The organism is Bacillus sp. FSL R7-0166 (assembly GCF_038008935.1).
Lineage (GTDB): Bacteria > Bacillota > Bacilli > Bacillales > Bacillaceae > Bacillus > Bacillus altitudinis.
Genome location: NZ_JBBPAC010000001.1, coordinates 1,358,198 through 1,381,296, shown reverse-complemented (window position 1 = coordinate 1,381,296; position 23,099 = coordinate 1,358,198). Strand labels below are relative to the sequence as shown.

Below are 23,099 nucleotides of genomic sequence, written 5' to 3'. Positions count from 1 at the left end.
TATGCGCAATAAAAAAAACCCGCATATCTGTACGATACGTGCGGGTTCAGTCATTGTTTTACGATTGAATCGGGAGATGCTGAAAACTTCTCACATCAAACAATCCTTGTGTTGTCATTTTCACATCAGGAATGACTGGCAGTGCTAAGAAGGATAATGTCAAAAACGGATTAAAGTCTAAGACAAAGCCTGTTTCCTTTAACGCTTCATGAAGTGCATGAAGGCTTTCATTGACCTTATGTGCAGGTTGATCTGATAATAAACCGGAAATCGGTAATGGAAGCGTATGAAGAACTTCTCCGTCTTTTACAACGGTCAAACCGCCCCCTGCTTCTTTTAACGTCTCAATGGCTTTGATCATATCAGCATCATTTGTTCCAACGGCAATTAAGTTATGCGAGTCATGGGCAACTGTTGTTGCAATTGCCCCCTCTTTTAAGCCGAATCCGCTGACAACCCCTATCCCAATTTCAGATAGACCTTTGTGGCGTTCGACAAGTACTATTTTTAATACATCTCGATCAATATCACTCGTAAATTGTCCATCGCTTCCAGATGGAGATATTTGTTCTAATTTCGTTTCAAGCTGATTCGGTATAATGCGAATGACATTCATCTTTTGATGATCTGTTATAGGCAGCGTTAAATCTTTCTCTTGAACGTCCACTGCATGTACCGATTGCATGAGCGAAGAACTTGGCGTGATCTTGTCGACACTTGGCAAATATTCTCCATGTTCAGAGACCAATTCTCCTGCGATAAAGACGCTTGTAATTCCTACCTCATGTAAGTCAGAAATGAGCATAAAGTCCGCGTCAAAGCCTGGTGCAATCGCTCCCTTTGTTTTGAGACCGAAGCACTCCGCTGCGTTTAAACTTCCCATTTGATATGCTAAAAAGGGGTCCAATCCTTCTTGTATCGACATCCGTACTTGTTCATCAATACTTCCTTGAGCCATTAAATCATCTAAATGTTTATCATCCGTACAAAAGAAAAAGCGTCTCGCATTCTTCTCATTGACAGCAGGTAATACGTTTTTCACGTTTTTAGCAACAGAGCCTTCTCTGAGCATGACATACATGCCTCTTTTGACACGTTCAAGGGCCTCTTGAGCTGTTGTCACCTCATGATCCGTTTGGACATTAGCTGTTCGGTACACATTAATTAATCGGTCCGTTAATCCTGCTAGATGGCCATCAATGAGTTTATGTTCATGTTGAGCATCAAGCAGTTTTTGAAGCATATCTTCTTCCGCTTGTTCAACCGCGACATAATCCATCACTTCGGCAAGACCAAGCACTTCTTTCTCCTGATAAAGAGGCTTTAAATCTTTTGCTTTTAGTGTAGCACCTGATCGTTCAAAGCTGACTGCCGGTACACAGGATGGCAGCATGAAATATATATTTAGAGCAGCTTTTCTCGCTTCTTCGAGCATAAAACGGATACCTGCAACACCGGATACATTGGCAATTTCATGCGGGTCTGTGACAACAGTTGTCACGCCGTGAGGAACGACAGCTTTGGAAAATTCAGCAGGAGTCACCATCGAGGATTCGATATGAACGTGGCCGTCAATGAAACCGGGAACAAGCATTTGACCTGTTGCATCCAGCTCCTGTTCTCCTTCATACTCCCCAATTCCTACTATTTTTCCATTTTCAACAGCGACATCAGCGTCTATCCATTCCTGGTTAAACACGTCCATAACCTTCGCATGTTTAATCACTAGGGCTGCTTTTTTTCTCTTTGCAGCTACCTCAATTTGATGTCTGAAAAGCTCCTTATCCAACGACACTGCCTCCTCCGAGTAAACAATATAATGTTTCTTATCGTAAACGAATCTGTTTGTCCAGTCAATGACATTTAGAGAAAATCAACCATATCAAAAGATTGATTTTTATTTCTGAATAGTGATAATTGGCTGAAAAATAACCATGTTCTATTTTGCTGTTCTTTTGGAAAGTAAACGGCTCATTTCCACTTTGTTCTCTCCCACAATGTCCGCCCCATACGTACACTTCTAAAGCAAAAAACACCCCTTCTCGGAGTGTTTAATAGTCGTTCTGCATTTCCCGTTTTTCAAAGCGCCCGATATCTGCCACTGCCCCAATGACAATGAGGATATCTTCTTTTTGAATCATTTCATCTGCGAGCGGTGAAACGATCACTTCTTTCCCGCGCTTAATTGCCACGATATTGATCCCGTACCTTGCACGAATGTCGAGATCTAACAAAGAGTGCCCGGCGAGTCTGCTGTTGGCGACGATTTCAATAAGGCTGTACTCATCTGACAGCTCTAAATAATCAAGCACGTTGTTAGAAATAATTTTATGTGCAATCCGTCTGCCCATGTCTCGTTCAGGATGGACAATACGGTCCGCACCAATTTTATTCAAAACCTTTTCATGGTAGTCATTTTGAGCTTTCACTGTGACCATTTTGACACCCAGCTCTTTCAGCATAATCGTTGTTAAAATACTCGCCTGAATGTTTTCACCTATCGCCACGATCACATGATCAAAATTGCGAATGCCTAGGTTTTTTAGGACAGATTCGTCCGTCGAATCACCAATCACGGCATGTGATGCAATTTTAGCATATTCGTTCACACGATCTTCATTCATATCCATGGCCATGACTTCAAGTCCTTCTTCGCTTAGCGCCTTGCAGATACTTCCGCCGAAGCGTCCAAGACCAATGACTGCATATTCCTTTTTCATGTTCAGACTCCTTTTATATCACTTACCATGCATTTTACTACGGTTTCATTAATGAATCCATATGTGACCGTATTTTTTTACGGAATGCTTCACTTAAGTAAAGGTCTGCTCCTTTTTCGATTTCACTGCGATAATGACCAGGAGGCGCAATTTCTTCGCTCTTTTTTAAAACGAGAAACGTTAAGCAGTCCTCATACACTTGATCACCTACTGTGACATCGACAAATGCTGGACGATAAGTCCCTTCATTTACACCTTCTCGTTTGTACAAATAACGAATGGCATCAAAAGGTACTTCATATAGAACACCCTCTGTTTCTCCGCCGTCTTCTACCATATCTGCTCTTGATCCATCAGGACGCACCAATGTAAACCTTGTGGTAAAACGATCAAGTGTGCCGCCGCCGATGATTTGTTTGAAATAATGATCCACTTTCGCAAGCTTAAACCTTGCATCATCCATGCAGGACCCATAGGCAAAATAATAGAAGGAAGACGGTTTGCGCTCCCATAATTGATATGACTTCCAGCAGCCGCTTTCAATCTCCTTTAGGCTCGAAGCCTTCTGCTTACATATTGTATAAGCAACGGCTGACCTTGGTCCCTGGTCTGTCATAACCTCTATTTCCTGCTGGTCATACCCTTCCTCTAGCTCATCTATCTTATGCAGCGTTTCATCACTGACCTCATACAATTCTCCATATACTGTGTTTTGTTCCGAGACAACACACACAGGGTAACCCTCACCTGTATCGTACAGTCTCCCCTTTATCCAAGCAGATGCTGCTAATGGACTGCTTTCTTTCATCATTGTCTCGTGATACTTTTCGTGCTTTAAAAGTGTCCCATACACAAATAACGTCTTTGTCTCCTTCGTCATCACACATCACGTCCTCTCACCTTGCTACTATCTGCTTTTTTGATACACAGGTAAGTAAATATCAAAAGCCGTCCCTTTGCTGAGCTCGCTCTTTACATCCATTCTTCCATGGTGATCTTTTAAGATCGTCGCACAGATCGTTAAACCAAGTCCTGTACCTTCTTTTTTAGTCGAAAAGAAAGGATCATATATTTTCAGAATGTCCTCTTCGGACATTCCTTTTCCTTCATCTTGAATCGTGATTTTCCATTCATTCATCACTTTTTCTGTTGATATGTATATATTGCCGCCTTCAGGCATCGCCTCGATCGCATTTTTGATTAAGTTAATGAACAGCTGCTTCATTTGATTGGCGTCTGCTAATATCGTGCCAGTATCCTGCTTTTTAAATGGCTGTTTGAGATCAATATTTGAAAGAACGGCATTTGTCTTTAATAAGGTAATCACCTGCTCTAGCAAATCATGGAGCTGTACTTCTTGAAATTGAACCGATTGAGGTTTTGCTAAGACAAGCAGTTCACTTAAAACAAAATCAATGCGTTTAATTTCAGAAAAGATGATATCAAAATAATCGGTTCTTTCAGGATATTGCGCTTTCATCAGCTGCAAAAATCCATTGACTGAGGTGAGCGGATTTCTGACTTCATGGGCAATGCCAGCGGCTATTTGTCCTGCAACAGCCAGCTTTTGTGCCTGCATTTGCAATTGCTGATTTGATCTTTCAAGTTCAAGCTTTGCCTGCTTTTGTTTCGTGATATCTGCAACCGTTCCAATACCTCCAGTAAACTGGTGCTGTTCATCGAAATAAAGCTTATAATGCACATCTCCCCATACCTTTTTTCCTTCTTTATGGAGAAGCTGCAGCTCCACCCGCCCCTCATCCTTATGCTCTTTGATCACAGACAACAAATGCTGAACGACATGCTCTTCTTGATCAAAGTACTGATTGTACATCGTACCTAGACACTCCTCTATGTCGTAACCCGTCATTTGTTTCCATGCTTGATTTAAAAAAATGATTTCACCTTTTTCATTGGTTTCAAAAACGATTTCTTGCAAGTTATCTGTGATTCGATTCAGCCGCTCTGTCAGTTCGTGTGCTTCTTTTTCTCGTTTATTTAAATCTGATACAAGCAAATTCAACCGGTCCACATAGCCTGAGATGCTCCAAATACCGGCCAAAACAACGACTGTAAAGGCTAGATCGAGCGGCCAATTAATGTGATAGCCGCTAAGATAATAAAAGAAATCCCAGCTCAAAATTAATATAAATGCAAGAACGGATAACAGGATCCGTACTTGATATGTTTTGTTCAAATAATTCCACCTGCCGCCCTGAGATTCTTTGTCAATTGTACCATTTTCCACTTATTTTTTGAGGAAGATGTGGCATTTTTAAGGAACTTTTTTAGAAAAAAAAGCCTGCTCTCAGCACAATGGGAGAGAACAGGCTATTTTTATTTACTGCTGAAGGGCTTCTTGAAGCTCTTTTAGCAGTAGTTCTGCGCCTTCAGCGCTTAATGTAATTTGACCATTTCCATACTCGTGGTTCTCAGAAGTAATCTCACCAGTCATCAGGCAGACGCCCTCTGGCTGATATTTTTTCAAGACGATTTTATCTCCATCTATAAAAAATTCCATACTGTCTTTAATAGCGATATCAAGTGCTCTTCTCAATTCGATTGGCATCACAATACGCCCTAGTTCATCTACTTTTCTTACAACTCCGATAGATTTCAATTTCGTTCCCTCTTTCTTTCATTAGCTCAAGATCAATCTGTTTTTCACCAATTGATATATCGTAGACGTAAGAGATTCTTAAAAGGTTTCTCCTGCATAAAAATTTTTTTCAAAATCGAAAAACCAAAGGGAAAATTTATTGTGAATGTCAAAATGAGACTTGAATTTTACAGATTCATTTCAAGATGATCACACACCCCCACAAATGACCTCAACCCTCTGAACTTTTAAATGTAAAATTGTTTAAAACAGCAAAAATAGAGATTGGGTGAAAACATGTTTCAAAATGCCGAAATTGGAATTGATTTAGGAACAGCTAACATATTGGTTTACAGTAAAAATAAAGGAATTATTCTCAATGAACCATCCGTTGTGGCAGTAGATACGGAAACAAAAACTGTCCTTGCAGTGGGGTCAGAAGCAAAAGAGATGATTGGGAAAACACCTGGAAAAATTGTAGCGATCCGTCCGATGAAAGATGGTGTCATCGCTGATTACGATATGACAACCGATTTACTTAAACAAATTATGAAAAAAGCAGGAAAAAATATTGGGTTTACCTTTAGAAAGCCGACTGTGGTTGTTTGTACACCTTCAGGTTCAACAGCTGTCGAACGCCGCGCGATCAGCGATGCTGTCAAAAATTGCGGGGCAAAGCATGTGCATTTAATTGAAGAACCCGTCGCAGCTGCAATCGGTGCTGATCTCCCGGTGGACGAGCCTGTTGCCAACGTCGTTGTAGATATTGGCGGAGGAACGACAGAGGTAGCGATCATTTCATTTGGCGGGGTTGTCTCTTGCCACTCGATCCGAATTGGCGGAGATCAACTGGATGAAGATATCATTACTTTTGTGAGAAAGAAATACAATTTACTGATCGGTGAACGGACAGCTGAACAGGTAAAAATGGAAATTGGTTATGGTCTCATTGAACACGAACCTGAGTCATTAGAAGTACGTGGACGCGACCTTGTCACAGGTCTTCCAAAAACAATTACACTTGAATCAACAGAAATTCAAGGTGCTATGCGAGAATCACTTCTTCATATTTTAGAGGCGATTCGGGCTACATTAGAAGACAGCCCTCCAGAACTGAGTGGTGATATCGTAGATCGCGGCGTCATTCTAACTGGCGGTGGTGCACTATTAAACGGCATTCAAGAATGGCTCTCTCAAGAAATTGTTGTCCCAGTTCATATCGCAGCAAACCCTCTTGAATCTGTCGCAATTGGAACAGGTCGTTCATTAGAAGTCATCGACAAATTGCAAAAAACATTAAAATAATCTTCATGTTCTACTTCTTTTTTCATCATTTCGATCATATCGTGATGAATGGATAAACGTGAAGGAGGAAGAACATGTTGCTTGATTTAGGTAAACGGGTCGTTGTCACAGTCATTTTAACCGGTATTATTTTAGGAGGAATGAGCCTGTCGTTTTCACATATGCCCCCTTCTAATGCACAGCCTGTGAAACAACTGAACCGCTAAAAAAGCCGCACGAAAGCGGCTTTTTTATTTTGCTTCGGGACGGCTCCCCATTTTCCTTTTCGGTCTTAAATCTGATATGATGAACATGACTAAAGGAGGGTTTTTTATGAGTTCATTCGAAAAACAACTAGATCAATATGCAAAAACCATCGTTGAAGTAGGTGTAAATGTTCAAAGTGGTCAAGAAGTGGTCGTATCTGCGTTCACTGAATCTGTAGACCTTGTCCGCCTTGTGGCAAAACACGCATATGAGCGCGGAGCGAAAAACGTACATATCCGCTGGAGTGATGGTGTTCTGACCCGTTTAAAATATGAACATGCCCCACAAGATGTGTTTGAGCAATTTCCAGAATGGGAAGCACAGATGATGGAAACCATCGCAAAACGTGGCGGTGCTTTTATTACGATCTTGTCAGAAAGCCCTGATCTTCTAAGTGGCATTGACTCGAAAAAAATTGCTTCACAGCAAAAAGCTGCAGGTTCAGCACTTCATACATATCGTCAATACGTTCAATCTGACAAAGTTGCATGGACAGTCGTCGGTGCTGCATCAAAAGATTGGGCGAAAAAGATTTTCCCTGAGCATGCAGATGAAGAAGCTGTTGCATTATTATGGGACCAAATCTTTAAAGTCGCCCGCGCTGATCAGCCAGATCCTGTTGAAGCGTGGAAAAAGCATGATGAATCACTAAATGAAAAAGTAAAAGTATTAAATGAACGTCATTACCACAAGCTGCACTATGAAGCACCAGGTACAGATTTAACGATTGAACTTCCAGAACAGCATATTTGGGTAGGTGCTGGCAGCGTGAGTGAACGCGGCGTATCATTCATGGCCAATATGCCGACAGAAGAGGTCTTTACCGTACCTAAAAAAGATGGTGTAAACGGGACTGTCTCAAGCACAAAACCACTTAGTTATGCAGGAAACATTATCGATGAATTTACGTTAACCTTTGAAAATGGGCTTATTGTAGATGTGAAAGCAAAAGAGGGCGAAGACATTTTAACCTCTCTCGTTGAAACAGATGAAGGCTCACATTATCTAGGTGAGGTTGCCCTTGTACCAGATGATTCACCAATTTCTAACTCAAATATCCTCTATTACAATACACTTTACGATGAAAATGCATCCAACCACCTTGCCATCGGCAGCGGTTATGCATTTAATATCGAAGGCGGTAAAGAGATGAAACGAGAGGAATTAGACGCAGCGGGTGTGAACAGCAGTATTACACACGTCGATTTCATGATTGGTTCAAAGGAAATGAATATTGATGGGATCACAAAAGATGGTAAACGTGAACCGATTTTCCGTAATGGAAATTGGGCTTTTTAAAGAAAAAAGACATCCACATGTGGATGTCTTTTCTTTATGTTTATGCATACAGCTCTTGTAGTCTTTTTTGAATCTCTTGATCTGATAAAAACTCATCATAAGTTGTTTGTTTATCAACGATGCCATTTGGCGTCACTTCGATAATACGGTTTGCAACTGTTTCAACAAACTGATGGTCATGAGATGAGAAGAGCATAGCCCCTTTAAAGCTCATTAGACCGTTATTTAGCGCTGTGATGGACTCTAGGTCTAAATGGTTCGTCGGCTCGTCTAACAGCAAAATATTCGCTCCAGACAGCATCATTTTTGATAACATACAACGAACCTTTTCTCCACCTGATAAGACGCTTGCTTTTTTCTTCACTTCTTCCCCAGAGAAAAGCATACGGCCTAAGAAACCACGCAGGAAGCTTTCACTTTGATCATTAGGAGAATATTGACGAAGCCAATCAACAAGATCTAAATCGCTTCCTTCAAAATATTCACTGTTGTCTTTAGGGAAAAAGGCTTGAGATGTTGTCACGCCCCATTTAAACGTGCCGCTGTCTGGCTCCATTTCACCAGCAAGGATTTTAAATAAAGTAGAGACAGCAAGCTCATTACGGCTTAAGAACGCAATTTTATCCTCACGATTCATAATAAAGCTGACGTTATCCAGTACTTTTACACCGTCAATCGTTTTTGATAGACCTTCTACTTGAAGGACATCATTTCCGATTTCACGCTCTGGCGCAAAATGAACATAAGGATATTTACGAGAAGATGGTTTAATGTCATCTAGCGAAATCTTATCAAGCAATTTCTTTCTTGATGTCGCTTGCTTCGATTTAGATGCGTTCGCACTGAACCGAGCAACGAATTCTTGAAGCTGCTTAATTTGTTCTTCTTTTTTCTTGTTGGCATCCTGGCTGAGTTTTAATGCCAGCTGGCTTGATTCATACCAGAAATCATAGTTTCCGACATACACTTGAATTTTTCCAAAGTCAAGGTCTGCAATATGCGTACATACTTTGTTTAAGAAATGACGATCATGCGATACGACGATGACGGTATTTTCAAAGTTAATGAGGAACTCTTCTAACCACTGAATGGCTTGTAAGTCCAAGTGGTTCGTTGGCTCATCGAGAAGTAGAACGTCAGGCTTACCGAATAAAGCTTGTGCTAAAAGCACTTTTACCTTTTCAGATCCGCCAAGCTCAGACATTTTCTTCGATTGCAGGCTCTCTGGAATACCAAGACCTTTTAATAGGATCGCAGCTTCACTTTCTGCTTCCCACCCGTTTAACTCAGCAAACTCACCTTCAAGCTCTGCTGCACGAATCCCGTCTTCATCTGAGAAATCAGGTTTCATATAAATCGCATCTTTTTCCTGCATCACATCATATAGACGTTTGTGACCCATGATGACGACTTTTAACACTTCAAACTCTTCGTATTCAAAGTGGTTCTGTTTTAAAATCGCTAAACGTTCACCAGGACTCATATGAACATCGCCCGTTTGAGCTTCAATTTCTCCAGAAAGAATCTTTAAGAACGTTGATTTACCAGCTCCATTGGCACCAATTAGTCCGTAGCAGTTGCCAGGAGTGAACTTAATATTTACTTCTTCAAATAATTTACGATCAGCAAATCGCAAACTAACATTATTCACTGCAATCATTTATTAATCCTCCATCACTCATTCATCAATATGAAGTATAACATGAATAACGATTGATAGAAACGTCTCTCGCTAAGAACAAAGGCTTTTTGTCCAATATGGTATAATAAGTGGGAATGTTTTTGTTGAAGGAGTTCGGGCGATTTGAGATTACTCACACTCATGGAATACTGTTTATTGATTTTCTTTATGGGCATTTATTTATCGGCGACTGGCTTTAATGCAAGAGACTTTGGCCTTTATATTGGGCTTGTCCTCATTTACACACTGGTCCATATCTTTTCAAAACGCTTTTTACAAAAGCGCGGAAAAGACAATGTGAAAATTGGATTATTCCGTTCTGTTTTGGCGATTACCGGGTCCGTTTTCGCTTCTGTTTTGGCCATTGTCATCATTGTCACGATGCTCACACCAAATTAAAAACGACCCTACATGAAGGGTCGTCCATTCAAGCACCTTTCTTACGCATTGAGAAAGGTGTATTTATTGTGTTTGTCGAATATCGCCAAATGGGAAGAAAACAAATTCTGATGTGCCGACAATCCGATCCTTTTCAATGAGTCCGAGTCCATTTCGACTGTCCATAGAATTCAGTCTGTTGTCACCCATAACAAAGTAATCGTTTTTCGGTACTTTCACTGGACCAAAATCTCCTGTTAAATGTACCTCATACTCTTTGGCATGTGCCTTGTTCTCTTTTAAATAAGGCTCATCTACTTTTTTACCATTAATGTAAAGCGTATCATCCTTCATTTCAATCGTGTCGCCTGGAAGGCCGATCAATCGTTTGACATAATGTATTTTCTGACCGTCTTTTCCATTAATAATCACGATGTCACCACGTTTGACTCCACCGAGATAGTTGATGGTTTTGTTGACAAACAGCTTTTCTCCATCATGAAGGGTTGGTTCCATTGACTCTCCTTCCACCACATACGGCTCAAAAATAAACGTACGGATGATGAGGACGAGGGCAAGTGCAATTAAAATGGCTTTGATCCATTCAAACAGAGAACTTTTCTTCTCTTTTTTGGCTTGTTTCTCATCAGATTGAATGTCATTTTCGTTTTGTTTGTTTTCTTCGTTCAAAATACTGCTTCCTCCTAAGACTTTCTGCTAAAAGACTTGAAACGTGAATTGAATAACTTTACTTTATCACATGTCATTTAAAAATTCACAAGACAACCATTCAATTAGATATTTTTTCCTAATTTGCTGATGATTAAACAAAAAGAAGCACCGCTCTTCACGATGCTTCTTTTCAAATTAAGCTTCTTGTCGGACTGGTTTTTTTAGAATTCCGAGAAGTAGCGCTGTAACAATGGCACCGATTAAGATGCTGATGATGTAAAGAACTGGATGGTTTGTTACCCAGAAAACGAATAGTCCGCCGTGCGGTGCAGGAAGCGTCACTCTAAAGAATTCTGTTAATCCACCTGCAACTGCTGCACCAATCACAGCTGAAGGAATGACGCGCAGAGGATCTGCCGCTGCAAACGGGATCGCCCCTTCCGTAATGAACGCAGCTCCCATGAAGTAGCATGTAATACCTGCTTCGCGGTCACGTTTAGAGAATTTGTTTCTAAAGATTGTTGTCGCTAGGGCAATTCCTAGCGGCGGCACCATTCCGCCTGCCATAATCGCAGCATGCGGTGCATAGTTGCCAGCAGCAATCATCGCAAGACCAAATGTGTAGGCCGCTTTGTTAATCGGACCACCCATATCAATGGCCATCATACCAGCTAAAATAATCCCCATTAATACAAGGTTTCCAGTACCAAGTGATTCAAGCCAGTGTGTTAATCCGTCCATGACCATTTTAACAGGCGTGTTGACGATGTAATGCATGATAATCCCTGTAAAGAAAATACCGAACAATGGATAGAGCAGAACTGGTTTAATACCATCGAGCGACTGTGGTACAAAAGTGAATACTTTTTTGAGCAGCACCACGATGTAACCAGCAAGGAAACCAGCAATCAATCCGCCTAAGAATCCAGCACCTGCTGCAGAGGCCATGAATCCGCCAACCATACCTGGTGCAAAACCTGGACGGTCTGCAATACTCATTGCGATAAATCCAGCTAATACAGCAACGATTAAGGCAAGTGCATTATCTCCGCCAATTCCTTTTAATACAGCTGCAAATGAATTGAAAGAAGGATCTTTAGGGTCAGCTGAATTAATTCCCCAGAAGAATGAAATCGCAACGAGGATACCGCCCCCAACAACAAACGGAAGCATGTTGCTTACACCGCTCATTAAGTGCTTATAGAATCCACTTCTTCCCTTACCTGACGATTCATTTTCATCTTTTGAAGAACTGCCGCCTGAACCTTTATAAATCGGCGCATCTTGGTTGATGGCTTTTTCGATCAATTCTTGCGGACGGCGAATTCCAGCTGTCACAGGTACTTCAATGACATGTTTGCCTTTAAAGCGTTCCATTTCAACTTGTTTATCAGCTGCCACAATAATAGCTGGCGCTTCTTCAATTTCTTTTGCTGTCAGGGCATGTTTAATTCCACTAGAGCCGTTTGTCTCAACTTTAATGTCAACGCCCATTTCTTTTGCTTTTTCTTTCAAAGCATCTGCGGCCATAAATGTATGCGCGATGCCTGTTGGACAAGCTGTCACCGCTAAAATTTTAGCAGGTTTTCCCGGTGCAGTCGGTTCCTCTTTGACTTCCTCTTCTTCTTCATCGTCTTTATCATGTGTATTGATAATTTCAATGATTTCATCTTCAGTAGCCGCTTCAAGAAGCTGCTTTCGGATCTCTTCACGCATGAGAAGTGTGGATAAACGAGAAAGTGCTTCTAAATGCGTGTTGTTTGCGCCTTCAGTTGCTGCAATCATAAAGACAAGATGACTTGGCTGTCCGTCTAATGATTCATAATCTACACCAGCTGTTGAACGACCAAATGCAATGGCAGGTTCTTTCACACTTGCTGTTTTCGCATGAGGAATCGCAATTCCTTCTCCGATTCCCGTAGAGCTTTGTTTTTCACGATTAACAACAGCTGCTTTGTAGCCTTCTTTATCATTTAATTTACCAGCTGTATCTAATACAGTGACCAGTTCTTCAATAACGGCTTCTTTTTGCTGGCTGTCTAATTGAAGCTTAATCGTATGCTTCGTGAGTAGTTCTGTAATTTTCATGATGACTCCTCCTTTAAATGCGTGTGACTTTTACTTGTGGCAATAATGTATCGACAAGCTCTTTTGTTCCAAGTTCCTCAGAAAATGCTGTAGCACTTCCTGATGTGACGCCAAGCTTAAATGATTCTTCTATGGAAAGGCCTTTAGAAACGCCAGCTAAGAATCCTGCAACGACTGAATCCCCTGCACCAACTGAGTTGATCAGCTTGCCTGTTGGAACATTAGATTGAAAGATCCCTTCCTTACTGAATAAGAGAGCCCCGTCTCCAGCCATAGATACAATGACATGTTCAGCACCTTGTTCCAACAGCTTTTTCCCATAAGGAATGGCTTCTTCTGCAGATGAAATACTGGTTTCAAACATTTCACCTAACTCATGATGGTTTGGTTTCATTAAGAATGGTTGCAGATCTGCTGCTTTTTTTAAGGCTTCTCCAGAAATATCAAGTACTACTCTTACCCCTTGCTTCGCACATACTTCAGCAATGCGCTCATATGTGTTATGAGGCAGTGAAGAAGGAATGCTGCCTGCTAATACAACGACATCGCCTTCTGTTAATGAAGTGAATTGGGATAAAAACGAATCGAACTGCGCTTCAGTAATACTTGGACCGAGCCCGTTGATTTCTGTTTCTTCGCCTGTTTTTAGTTTCACATTGATACGTGTATCTTCTGACACCTCATGAAAGGCTGTTTGTAATTGTTCGTTTTGTAAAAAGTCTTGAATATATTTGCCTGTAAAACCGCCAATGAATCCAAGTGCTTTTGATTCAACACCGTGCCGTTTTAAAAGCCTTGAGACATTGATTCCTTTACCACCTGGATATTTTTTGTCATAGGTTGAACGATTTAAACCACCGACCGCAAAATCCTCCACGTGTACGATGTAATCAACTGATGGGTTTAAAGTAACTGTATAAATCATGTTTTCACTACCTTTATAACCGTTTTTTCATGGTAATTATCGAATGAATCCTCTTTTGCGTCGTTTGTGATAATGGTGGCTTCCTGTAAACTAGCAAAGGTTGAAAACGATATTTCGCCAAACTTTGAGGCATCTGTTAAGATGTAGGTTTTTTTCGCCTGCTTCATGGCTCTTTTTTTAATGAGCGCTTCTTCTGGATCAGGTGTTGTAAACCCTGCCTCGGGATGAATGCCGTTCGTCCCAACAAAGCTTTTGTCAAAACGGTAATTTTCCATAGCTGTCAAAGCTGCGGCTCCCACCATGGCTCCTGTTCGATGTTTCACTGATCCGCCTATCAGGTAAAAAGAAATGCCTTTTCTCATGAGTGCTTCAATGTGCATGACACCATTTGTCACCACCACGATATCTTGATCTGGATCGATATAGTCAATCATTTGCTGTGTTGTCGTACCAGCATCTAAGTAAATACAATCGCCTTGTTTTAAAAGTGATGCAGCTGCCTCTGCAATCAATGACTTTTCATGAAGGTTTTTGGCAGATTTCTCAAACACATCTGGTTCAAGACGAATACTAGATATTTTAGCTGCTCCTCCGTGAACTCTTTTAAGAAAGCCTTTTTCTTCGAGGGCTGACAAATCTCTTCTAATTGTAGATTCAGACGCATCCGTCATAATCGTTAAGTCCTGTATTTTGATGACATCGTTTTCTTCTAAATAGTCGATAATGAGTTGATGTCTTTCTGGTGTTAGCATTGAAAACACCCCCTTTTGAAAACGTATTCATTTTGCGCGCACCTTTATTGTAATCGCTTTTTTCAACATTATCAATACAAAACAATCAAATACATTCAATAACTATCAAAATCTTTCACAATGGTCATCTTACCTTTATATGTACCATTTGTAAACTGAAAAATATGTGACATTGAGAAGAAAGTCATGATATTAGCATTTCTATCATTTTTCATTTCATTCAATTGAACGAAAAAAAGCCTTTATGCGTTTTGCATAAAAGCTTCAGGTGCGGAGCAGCAGGCAATATATCTCGTTCTACCTTCTTGTCAGCACCTCGTACGTTAACTTTAGGATTATTCATATCTAAGTGATTCAATCGGATCGAGCCTCGCTGCTTTATTGGCAGGAATCAGTCCAAAAATAATACCAATGAGCATACTAAATAGGACGCCTCCACATACGATTTGCCACGATACAAGAGAAGGCCATCCTGCAAACAGTGACACAAGTGAAGCACCTCCTAAGCCAAGAGCGATTCCAAGTAACCCACCGATCAGTGTCAGGACGACAGACTCAATTAAAAACTGAACGAGTATTTGAGCCCTAGTTGCCCCAAGTGCCTTTCGAATTCCGATTTCTCTTGTTCTTTCTGTGACAGATACGAGCATAATATTCATGACACCAATGCCGCCGACAAGTAATGAGATTCCAGCAATTGAGCCAATGATTGTTGTCATGACAGACGTAATCTGAACAATGCCTGCTGCAATCTCTTCCAGATTGATCATTTCGTAAGCATCTTCTGTATGGTGATTTTCATTTAAGCGTGCAGCCGCACTCTTTCCTACTTCTTTCATTTGATCAGCATGTGCGACTTGAATAGACAACTTATCATATTCTTTCACACCAAATGCAGTTGTCAGCATTGCAAAAGGGACATATATTTCATTCATATCAAATGAAAACAGCCCTTCCTGTTTTGCTAAAACTCCGATCACCTCAACCGGCTGTCCATTCATCCAAATCAACTCGCCTACTGCCTTCTCTCCATTAAATAATTCTTTTTGTATCCCTTCTGAAATAACAGCTGCCCTTCTGCCGCTCCTAAAATCGATTTCACGTAAGTCCTGTCCTTCTGATATATGTAATGAATGTACATTCGTGTAGCCTTCATTAATCCCATTGACCGTTGCATCTATTGTTGTATCTTGGAATCTTAATTGCATGCCTTGTGCAGTGGAGGAGGCAACCTGTTTAACCCCATTCAATGCTTGAACACTTTGAATGTCTTCTTCAGTAAATGTGGCTTCAAATAACGCATTAGGATTCGCATTTAACTCCTCATCAGAGGGTGTATAGGTCATATCAATGGTATTGTTTGGCCCTGAAATTGATTCTTTCAGCATTTGCTCTCCGCCTTGACCGATGGCAACGACTGCAATCACTGATCCAACCCCAATAATAATTCCAAGCATTGTTAAAATAGAACGCAATTTATGAGCTAGGACAGAATTCAGCGCTATTTTGATATTTTCAAAGAGTTTCATTCATTGCGTCTCCTTGTATCAATCTATCTTGAACGAGGCGTCCATCTCTTACAACGACTATCCGGTTTGTATACGCAGCTATTTCTTCTTCATGAGTAACTAGCACAACCGTTGTTCCTTCCTCATTGAGCTTTGTAAACTGTTCCATAATCGAGCCGCTCGTTTTTGAATCAAGAGCGCCTGTTGGTTCATCTGCCAAGATGAGCTTCGGCTCATTGACAATCGCACGTGCGATGGCTACTCTTTGCTTTTGACCCCCTGACAACTCGTTTGGCATATGCTTCATTCGATCTGCCAAACCAACCTTTTCAAGTGCCATTTCCGCACGTTCTTTTCTTTCCTTTTGACTGATACCAGCATAAATCATCGGAAGTTCAACATTTCGCCTCGCATTTAATCTAGGCAGTAAATAAAATTGTTGAAAAACAAAACCAATGGATCGATTTCGAATCACTGCCAGTTCTTGATCCTTTGCTGCCGACAGCTCCATACCTTGAAAATGGTACTGTCCGGAGGTCGGGTGGTCCAAACAGCCAATGATATTCATTAACGTTGATTTTCCAGAGCCGGACGGGCCCATAATGGACATATACTCGCCTTTACCTATGACAAGGTCCACATCACTTAATACATCAAATGTCTCCTCAGCGACTTCGTAGCTTTTTGTCACGTTTGAAAGCTGAATCATTCAGCATTCACTTCCATTCCGTCATACATATCATCTGATGGCTCTGCAATGATTTGATCTTCTTTTGTTAAACCTTTCGTCACTTCAAGATCTTGATCTGACGTTTCACCTAATGTCACTTTTACTTTCTTCAGTGCATTCTTTTCAACAACATAAACGTATGATCCATCTTTCTCTTTTTTTACGGCTGTTTCAGGAATTGTGAGCACTTGACGCTTGTCCGTTTCAATTTCCATGATCATTTTAAAGCCTGGTTTTGCATCCGGCTTTTTCCCTTTTATTTCAATTTCGACTGGATATTGTACGGTTTGATCACTAGCAGCTGTTTCTGCTGTTGACTGGGCAGGCACAGCGCCCACTTTTTTCACCACTCCTTGCCAGCTCTTTCCGCGAATGACATCAGACGTTACCTTTACTTTTTGTTTCTTTTTGACTTTCATGGCGTCATACTCAGTGATTAAGCCTCGTACGATCATTTTTTTCTCATTGCCAATATGGATCACCGGCTGTCTCTCTTCTAGCTTCCCTGCGCCAGCATCTTGCTCGATGGAGATGACTGTTCCTTCAATTTTGCTATGTATCGTTAAATCTTCTATTTGTGCCTTTATTTTTTCTTGGTTAAGCTCCGCTTGTTTTTGCTCTAATTCAGCGGCTTTGAGTTCGAGTTCAAGCTGATCTCGCTCGTTTTTCGAATCAGAGCCCGCCTTTTTCCCCTGATTTTCATCTAATGTATTGAGTCTATTTTGTAATTGTTCAAGCTTTAGTGTACTTGATTCAGCTGCAAGTGCTTGCTGCTGTTCTTCAAGCTCCAGTTCCTTATTTTCATATGTAAGGAGCGGTGTTCCAGCTTTCACCTTTTCTCCTTCTTTCACAGCGATATGATTCAGGCTTCCCTTCTCCTCTTCTGTATAAATGAATTGCTCCTCCGAGAATGAAAGTGTTCCAGGCGTCATCACCGTAGAAGTTATTTCTTTTGATGCAAGTTGGACTGTTTTAAATGATGCCGTAGAGGCAGGCTTTGATTGGTTTTTTGCAATATTAAATCCAATGAATAGACCAATCACAATAATGATAATGGATCCGATAATGATTTTCTTTCTCATAAAAACATTCTACCCCCAGCTTACTGCATGTTGATGGTGATCGTAGTTCCTAGATATTGAAAAATTAAAGATAATACATAAAAGACACTCACAATAATCCAAGATATTCTTGGCGAAATGCGGCCGACTTTGATCAATAAAAAGCCTGTTAAAACAAGATTCCAGATCACAAAAAGATCGATATTGGCTAACACGGCATGCCATGGACCAGACATTCGAATGAATGCGTTTAATGAGGTAACCGTGATATCTTTTGGCACATGAAAAAAAATGATCGCCAAATGAGAAATAATCGTACCAATGATCGTAATAGGCGTGATATACAGTACACCTGAAAACAGCTGATGAAATGTTGCATCACCTTTTGCTAAAAAGACGATGAACTTGTATACGGCAGTATTAATGACAATCCCAATGACCAGACCAATAAGCGTGATCACATAAACGAAAGGGATTGGTAAAATTAAATCTGCCCACAATCCTTCATTCACTAGCTGAGACAAATAAGTGACAACAACTGTTAATACAAGCACACATGATAAAGGCCACCAAACGAATGGCTGCTCCCACACTCTTTTTAAATGCTCTGATGGTCTTGTGCTTACGCCTATTATTGTGGGTTTTTGCGTTGTTTCTTTCATCAAATGTCATCCTCTCCATGTGCTGTAAGTATGGAATCGTTTTTTCATACTCTTGTTGTTTCTATTTTATCAAAAGATTGCCAATAAGTGATAGATCATTTGATTTTCTTATTTTCATAGTGATAGGATTGAATCTATTATTCTATTTTCATGAACGACATCTTTCAAATGATACCTTGATCCGACCATATTCATATGAAAAAATCATGATTTTACTGACTGAAAAACAGTTTATGAAGTAAACAACATGTCTTTCGGAATAAATATCCTTTTCCTTTGGATTCAGATGGTCTCAGTTAGACACAACAATTTTTTGTTAAAATATTCCTAGTAATTTCAATGAATCCCGGCTTTATAGGACTATGTTTAGCGCCTTTTATAGAACAGATGAGCCTTTAGTATCAATACTTTCATATTAAAAAAATAAAAATAAAAGGATTTTACTTGATCAAATGTTATTTTTTCATATAATGTAAAATAGAGGTAGGTTAAATGATAGTGGAAATGGAGTCAAGTGAATGTTAAGAGAAAAATTGAAAATGCAATTGATTTTACTTTATGAAAAGGAACAAGAAGCATGGCAATACTTTCGAAAGGAAAGAGAACTGATTTATCATGAGCTCAAATTACTTGATATGAAAGAGAGCAGACCTTCTAATGACAAAATATACTACGCAGCAAGGTGTGTAGATATTATTAAAGAAAAAAAGGGAAGCATCGTGAGCACAAAAGAACTAAAAGAACAGCTTCAAGCTCAAACAGATTTCAATGTGAGACGAATCAGCGAATTGTATGATCTCATTCAACAGCTCGATCCTCACATTTCTAAAGCACGCCGGGGATGTTTTATTTACGAAGATCATACCCAAGTACCTCTACAATCTTTTCACACATAAAAAAATTGGTTACAGCCGCTGGCCATAACCAAATCCTCTAATATCTATTATCCACCACTTACAGGAGGAATGAGTGCAACAGTGTCCCCGCTACGCACTTCAGCATTTCCCCTCGTATATATTTCGTTGACTGCAACCATCACGTTTTGTGCAGTATCAACTCCATATACCTCCTGTAATTCTATTTTAATTTCATCAACCGTTGTTTGATCTTTTTGAATGATGATTTGTTGTTTACCGGCCTTCTCAGCAAGGCCGGCGAACAATAATACGCTAATCATGCCGCTTCCCTTCTTTCTCGTTAAGTTGGAGAGTACTAGGTTTTCCTTCTGGGTATGAAACGATTTCAAGCTGATCACCTATCCAAGCCTCTCCATCTTCCCAGTATTCCTTTTTCCAAATAGGAACAATTTCCTTTATTCGTTCAATCGCATATTCATTGGCTTCGTATGCAGCTTTCCGATGAGGTGATGAAACAGCTATTGCCACTGCAATGTCACATATCTCAAGAGTGCCAATACGATGCACAATGGCAGCTTCTGTATCAGGCCAGCGTTTTTTAATTTCTTGTCCAATTTGACTCAACATATTTTCCGCCATTGGTATGTATGCTTCATATGTTAAACGCAGCGTTTTTTTGCCATTTGTCCATTCTCTTACCGTGCCTATGAATGTCGTAATGGCTCCCGCTTTGCGTCTTGTGACATGCTGAATCAATTCATTCACATCAATTGGCTCTTTTGTGATATTAAAAAGTTCATTCATACGAGACTTCCCCCTTCAATAAATTAAAAGCAAATGTGATTCCGCGCTTGTCAAATGCTGAAAACACAGGAAACGGGTATTTCTCAGTGAATTGTATTTCTTTATTGAAATAAATGGCTGCTTGTATATGAGAAAGTGTCGAAAGATCAATGAGTTCCTGTTCGTCTTTGACACACAGGATTTTGCGGTAAGGCGCCTGTTTGTATCCTTCGATCAAGACGGCATCTAAAGGAAGATGCTGACACATGTTGATTAGTTGTGTGAATGTCATGTGCCGTATGAAAAAGTGACATTCACCTTCTCCCTCCACACCTGCGGCAAATGCACCCGCTTGAACATATCGATCCGTATCTTTTTGTTTGAACAGACGGTCTGGTTTTCCGCCATGTCCGTGATGTTTGAAGCAGCCTAGCTGCATTTCTTCTTCATCCGCCAGCTGACATAATTTTTCGATCAGCGTCGTTTTACCACTATTTTGATAGCCCACGACTTGTAGAATGTTTAATTTGTCATCCAACATGGAGCACCGCCTTCGTGGTGAAATAGCAGAACGCTGACCTGGTCACCTGCACTAAACCCTCTTGTTCCTCCAGGCAAAACAATGAAACAATCAGCATGAGCAATAGATGTCACCGCACTAGATTTATCAAGACCTGTTGGCGTCACACTCAGCTGGCTGCCAGCGAAATCAAGTGATGCTCTAACAAATCGTGTGAATGGATTGGCTTTTGGAAAATCATGTGTCAGCTTCGCCTCAGCAAAAACGGGAAATGGATTTTCTTTCAAACACCATTTATAAATGATCGGTTTGACAAATAGTTCAAAGCCAACAAAACAGGCAGCCGGATTTCCTGACAGCCCATAAAGCAATTGACCATTTGACAACGCAGCAACGGTCGTCACACTTCCAGGTCTCATGGCGACTTTATTAAACAACACCTCTGCACCTAGTTTTTCATAAATAGCAGGTAAAAAGTCAAAATCACCTACCGATACACCACCTGTTGTGATGAGCATATCAACTTTGCTTAAGGCTGATTTTACGGCTTCATAGCTTTGATCAAAATCATCGGATACACCGCCTAAATCAAGCGGTTCTCCTCCAGCTTCAAGAACCTGAGCGTATACCATGCTTAGGTTACTATTTCTAATTTTACCGTCCACCATGGCATCACTTACTTGTAGGAGCTCGGTACCTGTTGAGATGATACCGATCACCGGTTTTTTGACGACTGGCACAACCGCATACCCGAACGTTGCCAATATCGCCGTCACGCCTGGGGTAACTTTTGAGCCTTTTTTGATCATGACGTTCCCTTTGAGGGTCTCTTCTCCTTGCCGAGAAATATTGTCCCCCTTTTTCAGCGGTCTTTTAAGTGACATCATTGATTTACCGTCTTTTTCAAACGTTTTCGTCAATTCGAGCATGATCACAACATTTGCTCCTTTTGGAATCTTCGCTCCTGTCATGATGCGAATCGCTTGAAAAGGACCGATCGTTTTTGCAGAAACAATACCTGCCCCTATATGATCAATGACCTCAAATTCAACCGGATGCTCGCTCGATGCATCCTTTGTATCTTCTGCTCGAAGTGCAAAACCATCATACGGAGAACGATCAAAGGCAGGAACATCATGGTCTGCTAAAATATCCTCTGCAATCCATCTTCCAAGGCTGTTCTTTAAAGGAACCCATTCGACTTGTCCATGTTTTTGAAATTGGTGGACTTTCTTTACTGCCTCTTCTACTGGAATTGGCTGTCGTCTTTCCATCACTTCTCACTCCTATATGCCTAGCAGTCTTGCTAGTAATGAATTGGCTACTCTTTCATCATTTGTCCCATGGATTAATACACGTCCTCCTTTAAAACAAACGATACGGTGTCTTTCATAGCGTATATGAATTAAAAAATCGTTCACTTCCACCTCACAAATAGATGACAGACGCTCTTTTACATGCTGAAATGAAAGGTTTTCTAAATCCTTCGATATGATCTGAATGGTGTCACGCCCGCAAAGAATCGCTGTTTTTTTTCGCTGTTCATCTAAATATGGATACGTTCTATTTATGCCGCAAGATGGACAGCTCTCCTGCTTCGTACGAGATACATCCATTTTAAACGAAGACGACTGCCACAAATCAAACGTGACAAACTTTCGCTCCATTTGCTCTTCATGCCCAGTTAAATATTTTAATGCCTCTGTTTGCTGATAAGCCGACACCATTTGGACAGCAGGAGAAATAATACCAGCTGTATCACATGTCAAACCCCCAATAGGCACTGAGGTAAACACACAGGATAAGCAAGGTGTTTTGCCCGGCAAAATGGTCATATACATTCCCTGACTGCTCACACAGGCACCGTAAATCCAAGGCGTATTTGTTTCTAAAGATAAGTCATTCATCACCATTCTTGTCTCAAAATTATCAGTCGCATCAATGACGATATTTGCTTTTCGGAATAAAGGTCTTAACAGCTCTACTCCTGCATCTTCAATAAGGGCGTGAATGGTCACTTCATGGTTGATCTCTTGGAGACGTTTTTTCGCCGCTGCCGCTTTTGGCACATGCATCTTTGCATCGTGTTCAGTGTACAGCTGCTGCCGTTGTAAATTTGAGAATTCGACATAATCACGATCTACAATCGTCAAAGTACCAATTCCAGATCGGACAAGCCCTTCAGCAGACGCTGTTCCAAGTGCACCAGCTCCAACAATAAGGACATGACTTTCGGCAAGCGCAGACTGCCCTTTTTCGCCTACCGGAGGGAACAAGATTTGCCTTGAATATCGCTCGTTCAATATTGTTCTC

At 40.7% G+C, this 23,099-nt stretch carries 24 protein-coding genes; 5 read left to right on the top strand and 19 right to left on the bottom strand.

Annotation, left to right across the window (positions count from 1 at the left end; all coding sequences use genetic code 11):
• Window positions 1–58: 58 nt before the first annotated feature.
• From ade to NST01_RS07055, 5 genes are all read right to left on the bottom strand, one after another.
• Window positions 59–1,789: an adenine deaminase gene (gene ade / locus NST01_RS07075; protein WP_076821774.1), complete on the bottom strand. Its 1,731-nt coding sequence runs from the start codon at window positions 1,787–1,789 to the stop codon at window positions 59–61.
• Window positions 1,790–2,051: 262 nt separating this feature from the next.
• The gene (locus tag NST01_RS07070) at window positions 2,052–2,720 is read right to left on the bottom strand and encodes a potassium channel family protein (RefSeq protein ID WP_008345123.1); all 669 of its coding nucleotides are present in this window, start codon (window positions 2,718–2,720) and stop codon (window positions 2,052–2,054) included.
• Window positions 2,721–2,757: 37 nt separating this feature from the next.
• Window positions 2,758–3,600: a gamma-glutamylcyclotransferase gene (locus tag NST01_RS07065; RefSeq protein WP_099497014.1), complete on the bottom strand. Its 843-nt coding sequence runs from the start codon at window positions 3,598–3,600 to the stop codon at window positions 2,758–2,760.
• Window positions 3,601–3,627: 27 nt separating this feature from the next.
• Window positions 3,628–4,917 (bottom strand): ATP-binding protein, encoded by a 1,290-nt coding sequence (locus NST01_RS07060; RefSeq protein ID WP_052320854.1) that lies wholly within the window; start codon window positions 4,915–4,917, stop codon window positions 3,628–3,630.
• 144 nt (window positions 4,918–5,061) lie between these two features.
• Window positions 5,062–5,340: an AbrB/MazE/SpoVT family DNA-binding domain-containing protein gene (locus NST01_RS07055; RefSeq protein WP_017359400.1), complete on the bottom strand. Its 279-nt coding sequence runs from the start codon at window positions 5,338–5,340 to the stop codon at window positions 5,062–5,064.
• A gap of 276 nt (window positions 5,341–5,616) precedes the next feature.
• Here NST01_RS07055 and mreBH point away from each other — a divergent pair, with 276 nt between their 5' ends.
• The 3 genes from mreBH (at window position 5,617) to NST01_RS07040 (ending at window position 8,169) form a co-directional block, all read left to right on the top strand.
• Window positions 5,617–6,624: a rod-share determining protein MreBH gene (gene mreBH / locus NST01_RS07050; RefSeq protein ID WP_017359401.1), complete on the top strand. Its 1,008-nt coding sequence runs from the start codon at window positions 5,617–5,619 to the stop codon at window positions 6,622–6,624.
• A 74-nt stretch (window positions 6,625–6,698) separates the two neighbouring features.
• Window positions 6,699–6,830 (top strand): protein YkpC, encoded by a 132-nt coding sequence (locus tag NST01_RS07045; protein WP_003210922.1) that lies wholly within the window; start codon window positions 6,699–6,701, stop codon window positions 6,828–6,830.
• 106 nt (window positions 6,831–6,936) lie between these two features.
• Window positions 6,937–8,169, top strand: a complete 1,233-nt coding sequence (locus NST01_RS07040; protein WP_326114381.1) for an aminopeptidase — start codon at window positions 6,937–6,939, stop codon at window positions 8,167–8,169.
• Window positions 8,170–8,209: 40 nt separating this feature from the next.
• Here the strand turns inward: NST01_RS07040 and NST01_RS07035 are convergent, their stop codons facing one another.
• On the bottom strand, window positions 8,210–9,829 hold the full coding sequence (locus NST01_RS07035; protein ID WP_007498620.1) for an ABC-F family ATP-binding cassette domain-containing protein: 1,620 nt from the start codon (window positions 9,827–9,829) through the stop codon (window positions 8,210–8,212).
• A 144-nt stretch (window positions 9,830–9,973) separates the two neighbouring features.
• Between NST01_RS07035 and NST01_RS07030 the strand changes: the two genes are divergently transcribed.
• Window positions 9,974–10,249, top strand: coding sequence for a hypothetical protein (locus tag NST01_RS07030; protein ID WP_008345136.1), 276 nt, complete (start codon window positions 9,974–9,976; stop codon window positions 10,247–10,249).
• 63 nt (window positions 10,250–10,312) lie between these two features.
• Here NST01_RS07030 and lepB read toward each other — a convergent pair whose 3' ends face one another.
• From lepB to NST01_RS06990, 8 genes are all read right to left on the bottom strand, one after another.
• The gene (gene lepB, locus NST01_RS07025; protein WP_035392647.1) at window positions 10,313–10,885 is read right to left on the bottom strand and encodes a signal peptidase I; all 573 of its coding nucleotides are present in this window, start codon (window positions 10,883–10,885) and stop codon (window positions 10,313–10,315) included.
• A 210-nt stretch (window positions 10,886–11,095) separates the two neighbouring features.
• Window positions 11,096–12,988: a PTS fructose transporter subunit IIABC gene (locus NST01_RS07020; protein ID WP_060781033.1), complete on the bottom strand. Its 1,893-nt coding sequence runs from the start codon at window positions 12,986–12,988 to the stop codon at window positions 11,096–11,098.
• Between the two features lie 13 nt (window positions 12,989–13,001).
• Complete coding sequence (pfkB, locus tag NST01_RS07015; RefSeq protein ID WP_076821776.1) at window positions 13,002–13,913, bottom strand: 1-phosphofructokinase; 912 nt, start codon at window positions 13,911–13,913, stop codon at window positions 13,002–13,004.
• Window positions 13,910–14,665 carry a DeoR/GlpR family DNA-binding transcription regulator gene (locus NST01_RS07010; RefSeq protein WP_076821778.1) on the bottom strand — a complete coding sequence of 252 codons (756 nt, stop codon included), beginning with the start codon at window positions 14,663–14,665 and terminating at the stop codon, window positions 13,910–13,912. The genes pfkB and NST01_RS07010 overlap by 4 nt, the downstream gene beginning before the upstream one ends.
• Before the next feature lie 335 nt (window positions 14,666–15,000).
• Window positions 15,001–16,194, bottom strand: a complete 1,194-nt coding sequence (locus tag NST01_RS07005; RefSeq protein WP_326114378.1) for an ABC transporter permease — start codon at window positions 16,192–16,194, stop codon at window positions 15,001–15,003.
• Window positions 16,181–16,882, bottom strand: coding sequence for an ABC transporter ATP-binding protein (locus NST01_RS07000; protein WP_017367165.1), 702 nt, complete (start codon window positions 16,880–16,882; stop codon window positions 16,181–16,183). The genes NST01_RS07005 and NST01_RS07000 overlap by 14 nt, the downstream gene beginning before the upstream one ends.
• Complete coding sequence (locus tag NST01_RS06995; RefSeq protein WP_326114375.1) at window positions 16,879–17,985, bottom strand: efflux RND transporter periplasmic adaptor subunit; 1,107 nt, start codon at window positions 17,983–17,985, stop codon at window positions 16,879–16,881. The genes NST01_RS07000 and NST01_RS06995 overlap by 4 nt, the downstream gene beginning before the upstream one ends.
• Window positions 17,986–18,005: 20 nt before the next feature.
• Window positions 18,006–18,626 (bottom strand): YIP1 family protein, encoded by a 621-nt coding sequence (locus NST01_RS06990; protein WP_035392187.1) that lies wholly within the window; start codon window positions 18,624–18,626, stop codon window positions 18,006–18,008.
• 518 nt (window positions 18,627–19,144) lie between these two features.
• Between NST01_RS06990 and NST01_RS06985 the strand changes: the two genes are divergently transcribed.
• Window positions 19,145–19,522: a Rok-like winged helix domain-containing protein gene (locus NST01_RS06985; RefSeq protein ID WP_008345156.1), complete on the top strand. Its 378-nt coding sequence runs from the start codon at window positions 19,145–19,147 to the stop codon at window positions 19,520–19,522.
• A 47-nt stretch (window positions 19,523–19,569) separates the two neighbouring features.
• Here NST01_RS06985 and moaD read toward each other — a convergent pair whose 3' ends face one another.
• Genes moaD through NST01_RS06960 form a run of 5 tightly spaced genes read right to left on the bottom strand, consistent with a single transcriptional unit; the run spans window position 19,570 to window position 23,089 of the window.
• The gene (moaD, locus tag NST01_RS06980; RefSeq protein WP_008345159.1) at window positions 19,570–19,803 is read right to left on the bottom strand and encodes a molybdopterin converting factor subunit 1; all 234 of its coding nucleotides are present in this window, start codon (window positions 19,801–19,803) and stop codon (window positions 19,570–19,572) included.
• Complete coding sequence (locus NST01_RS06975) at window positions 19,796–20,287, bottom strand: molybdenum cofactor biosynthesis protein MoaE (RefSeq protein WP_326114373.1); 492 nt, start codon at window positions 20,285–20,287, stop codon at window positions 19,796–19,798. Before NST01_RS06975 ends, moaD begins: the two co-directional genes overlap by 8 nt.
• On the bottom strand, window positions 20,280–20,807 hold the full coding sequence (gene mobB / locus NST01_RS06970; protein ID WP_326114371.1) for a molybdopterin-guanine dinucleotide biosynthesis protein B: 528 nt from the start codon (window positions 20,805–20,807) through the stop codon (window positions 20,280–20,282). The genes NST01_RS06975 and mobB overlap by 8 nt, the downstream gene beginning before the upstream one ends.
• Window positions 20,789–22,063, bottom strand: coding sequence for a molybdopterin molybdotransferase MoeA (locus NST01_RS06965; protein ID WP_326114369.1), 1,275 nt, complete (start codon window positions 22,061–22,063; stop codon window positions 20,789–20,791). The genes mobB and NST01_RS06965 overlap by 19 nt, the downstream gene beginning before the upstream one ends.
• Before the next feature lie 9 nt (window positions 22,064–22,072).
• On the bottom strand, window positions 22,073–23,089 hold the full coding sequence (locus NST01_RS06960) for a MoeB/ThiF family adenylyltransferase (RefSeq protein ID WP_041092414.1): 1,017 nt from the start codon (window positions 23,087–23,089) through the stop codon (window positions 22,073–22,075).
• Window positions 23,090–23,099 lie beyond the last annotated feature (10 nt).

Bases quoted from the DNA above. Each gene is read 5' to 3' on its own strand.
- NST01_RS07070 (WP_008345123.1), bottom strand. From the start codon at position 2,720: ATGAAAAAGGAATATGCAGTCATTGGTCTTGGACGCTTCGGCGGAAGT.
- NST01_RS07065 (WP_099497014.1), bottom strand. From the start codon at position 3,600: ATGACGAAGGAGACAAAGACGTTATTTGTGTATGGGACACTTTTAAAG.
- mreBH (WP_017359401.1), top strand. From the start codon at position 5,617: ATGTTTCAAAATGCCGAAATTGGAATTGATTTAGGAACAGCTAACATA.
- NST01_RS07045 (WP_003210922.1), top strand. From the start codon at position 6,699: ATGTTGCTTGATTTAGGTAAACGGGTCGTTGTCACAGTCATTTTAACC.
- NST01_RS07040 (WP_326114381.1), top strand. From the start codon at position 6,937: ATGAGTTCATTCGAAAAACAACTAGATCAATATGCAAAAACCATCGTT.
- NST01_RS07035 (WP_007498620.1), bottom strand. From the start codon at position 9,829: ATGATTGCAGTGAATAATGTTAGTTTGCGATTTGCTGATCGTAAATTA.
- NST01_RS07020 (WP_060781033.1), bottom strand. From the start codon at position 12,988: ATGAAAATTACAGAACTACTCACGAAGCATACGATTAAGCTTCAATTA.
- pfkB (WP_076821776.1), bottom strand. From the start codon at position 13,913: ATGATTTATACAGTTACTTTAAACCCATCAGTTGATTACATCGTACAC.
- NST01_RS07010 (WP_076821778.1), bottom strand. From the start codon at position 14,665: ATGCTAACACCAGAAAGACATCAACTCATTATCGACTATTTAGAAGAA.
- NST01_RS07005 (WP_326114378.1), bottom strand. From the start codon at position 16,194: ATGAAACTCTTTGAAAATATCAAAATAGCGCTGAATTCTGTCCTAGCT.
- NST01_RS07000 (WP_017367165.1), bottom strand. From the start codon at position 16,882: ATGATTCAGCTTTCAAACGTGACAAAAAGCTACGAAGTCGCTGAGGAG.
- NST01_RS06995 (WP_326114375.1), bottom strand. From the start codon at position 17,985: ATGAGAAAGAAAATCATTATCGGATCCATTATCATTATTGTGATTGGT.
- NST01_RS06990 (WP_035392187.1), bottom strand. From the start codon at position 18,626: ATGAAAGAAACAACGCAAAAACCCACAATAATAGGCGTAAGCACAAGA.
- NST01_RS06985 (WP_008345156.1), top strand. From the start codon at position 19,145: ATGTTAAGAGAAAAATTGAAAATGCAATTGATTTTACTTTATGAAAAG.
- moaD (WP_008345159.1), bottom strand. From the start codon at position 19,803: ATGATTAGCGTATTATTGTTCGCCGGCCTTGCTGAGAAGGCCGGTAAA.
- NST01_RS06975 (WP_326114373.1), bottom strand. From the start codon at position 20,287: ATGAATGAACTTTTTAATATCACAAAAGAGCCAATTGATGTGAATGAA.
- mobB (WP_326114371.1), bottom strand. From the start codon at position 20,807: ATGTTGGATGACAAATTAAACATTCTACAAGTCGTGGGCTATCAAAAT.